Genomic DNA, 3,093 nt, shown 5'->3' with positions numbered 1-3,093 from the left:
AGCCTACAACAAGATTTCCCACGTAAGTCATCGCCATTGCAGGAACTCCAAGAGAAGAAACCAAACGTCCGGCAAGAATTCCTGAAACTCCTTTGTTTATCTTTTCGTCAATTACAAAGCTTAGTTTTCCGCTGAAGTCGTTCACAGAATTTTTTGCCTTAAGACCAGCAATCGCTTCCGCTTCTTGAGTAAGGGATTTTCTTTTTGTGTTAAGCTCAATTATTTTTTTTGCAAGCTGTTCACGGTACGAATCGTCTTTTGCTGTAAAAAGCTCAATTGCGATTCTAGCCTGACCGAGCCTGCCAGCCGCATTCAAATTTGGAATCAGCGTCCAGCAAATGTCAGTTGAAGTAATGCGCTTTCCCAAAAGCCCTATATTTGACATAAGTTCCTTTAGACCAGGACGGACTTTATTTTCATTTATTGAATTAATTCCGCTACGCACAAAAAGCCTGTTTTCATTTTTCATCGGCATTATATCTGCTAGAGCCGCCAAAGCCACAAGCTGCAAGTCATGCTTTTCTTTTTCTGAATCAGATGGAAAATTTTTCTTTAAATCCTGCTGAACATAAGTTACAAATATATTGTAGAATCCGCCGATTTCCGTGGGAGCGTGGTCGCCGTATTTTGCGATTTTTGACATTTCCTTTATTTTGGAAAGCGGAAGATTTTTTAGGGAAGGGTAAAGCTTTGCGACTTCTGTCCTTATATCTGCAATGTTAAACTGCGCGCTGTTTCCGAATGTTAGGTTTAGAAGCCGTTCAACATTGGCTTTGTCCCAGCAAAGAATTATCTGCCCAGACAAGTACTGCGGAATCTTTGTGTCGTAAATTGATTTTTCGCCCGGAAAAATATGTTCAACAAGCCTTGAAACTGGAACTAAATTTCTAAGCTTTATGCATTCAATTGCAATCTGCCCGTTTTCTTCTTCACGCGCATTGAGCAAAGCCGCATCTGCCTTGTACCATTTGCTCTTGCTGAATCTTAACGCTGAAACAACTTTATACACGACTGCGCAGCCTGAAATTTCTTCAAACGGATAGCCAGAATCTGAAAGTTTTGCATTTAAAATAATCGCAGGATACGGAATGTTTTCCTTTGGATTGTGATGATCCAAAACAATCACATCTATTCCAAGTTCCGCTGCGTATTCGATTTCCGCATTGTTTGAAATTCCGCAGTCAACCGTGATAATAAGCGAGCCGTTCTGCTTTGCAAAATCATCTACAGCCTGAATCGAAAGTCCGTATGCGTCGTCTCCTTCTGGAACTCTGTACGGAACATCAATTCCCAATGAGCAAAGCTCGTCGTAAAGAACAGTTGTCGCCGTTACTCCGTCAACATCCTTGTCGCCGAAAATTAAAACCTTTTCATGCTCTTCCTTTGGACTGTCTTTTTCTGGAACTGCTACAAGAATTCTGTCAACGGCATCTTCCATTGAATTGAATAAAAATGGATTATGCTGAAACCTTAAGTCATCTTCCATAAAATAGAGAATGTCTTTTCCGCTTGTGATTCCGCGCCGTGCAAAAATGCTTGCTGTAAGGCTGTCAAGTGAAAACTTATTTTTTAGCCTTTCAACTTCTTCCTTTGAAATTGTTTTTTTTACCCACTTTGATGATGACACTATTTTATTTCCTTTAAAATCAATTTCTTTTCTTCTGGCTTTTCTTCGCAAAAATCCAATGCCGCTTCAAGCTGCTGCTTTCCGCTTTCAAGGGCATCCGGGCTTTTTCCGTAGACTTCAAGAAGCTTTTCGCCTTTCTTTACAAAGTCGCCCTGCCGTCTGCAAAAAATTATTCCAGAGTCCGCATCCACTTTGTCTGACGACTTGTTTCTGCCCACTCCAAGGTTTATGCACGCAATTCCTGTTTTGTATGCGTCAACAGTTAAAAATCCGTCTTGCTTTGCAAAGAGCTCCGACTTAAAATTCGAGCGGCGTTTTCCCTGTTCGCTTAGAAGCTTGTCTGGATTTCCGCCTTGAGCCTTTACGTTTTCAAGGAACTTTTTTAGTGCCTCTCCGCTTTTTACAGCTTCCTTGCACTTGGACTTTCCTTCTTTTGTGTCCTTTGCTTTTCCGCCGAAGACCGCCATTCTTGAGGCAAGCTCATAAGTCAGCTCCATTACATCCTCAGGACCTTTTCCTTGCAGGCACTCAAGAGTTTCTTCTATTTCAAGATAGTTTCCCACTTTAAAGCCAAGAGGAGAGTCCATTCTGGTTAGAAGCGCGCAGGAGTTTTTCCCCATTGCCTGGGCTGTCTTTACTAGGAACGACGCAAGCTGTTCTGCATCCGCCTCGCTTTTCATAAACGCGCCTTTTCCGCACTTTACGTCAAAAACAAGTGCATCGCTTCCTTCTGCGACCTTTTTTGAAAGAATGCTTGCCGTAATAAGCGGAACACTTTCAACAGTTCCTGTAACGTCGCGCAGGGCGTACATTTTCTTGTCTGCCGGAACAATTTTTTCTGTCTGTCCCATCATGGCAAAGCCTGTTTTTTCTATAATCGAAGCGAACTGCTCCTCGTTAAGATTTACATTGTAACCTTCTATTGATTCAAGCTTGTCCAAAGTTCCGCCTGTATGCCCAAGCCCCCTGCCGCTCATCATGGGAATTTTTACGCCAAGGGACGCCACAATAGGCGCAAGCGGAAGGCTGATTTTGTCTCCCACGCCGCCTGTGGAATGCTTGTCTACAAAAGGTCCTTTAAGGCCCTTGAGCTTTTGAAGGTTGATTGTGTCGCCAGATCTAAGCATGCATTCTGTTAAAATTCCTGTTTCCTCGAATGTCATTCCGCTGAAATAAACAGCCATAAGAAAAGCCGACATTTGGTAGTCAGGAATAGAGCCGTCAACATAGCCGTTTACAAGAAATTCTATTTCATCTCGCGAAAGCTCCTGTCCTTTTTGATTTCCTGTTCCACGCTTTTTAATGATTATGTCCGCCGCACGCATTCTGACCTCCGCTGTTAAGTGTTGTTTTTAATGCCGTTGATATATCTAAACATTTTTGTCATTGGCATGTCTGCATCTTTTAGTCATTGCCGGACTTAATCTGGCAATTTTTTGCTTATAGGGATTCCCCCAATCAAGTTG

2 protein-coding genes are annotated in these 3,093 nt (G+C 42.4%); both read right to left on the bottom strand.

Features of this window, described 5'->3' with window-relative positions:
* Window positions 1–1,627, bottom strand: a 1,627-nt coding sequence (locus B4C08_RS02755) for a single-stranded-DNA-specific exonuclease RecJ (RefSeq protein WP_296662569.1), incomplete at its 3' end; no start/stop codon positions are given.
* The gene (locus tag B4C08_RS02750) at window positions 1,627–2,952 is read right to left on the bottom strand and encodes a thymidine phosphorylase (protein WP_296662566.1); all 1,326 of its coding nucleotides are present in this window, start codon (window positions 2,950–2,952) and stop codon (window positions 1,627–1,629) included. The genes B4C08_RS02755 and B4C08_RS02750, both read right to left, overlap by 1 nt.
* Window positions 2,953–3,093: the final 141 nt, after the last annotated feature.

Source organism: Treponema sp. UBA753 (genome assembly GCF_002297325.1).
GTDB lineage: Bacteria > Spirochaetota > Spirochaetia > Treponematales > Treponemataceae > Treponema_D.
This window is presented reverse-complemented; position numbering and strand designations above follow the sequence as displayed.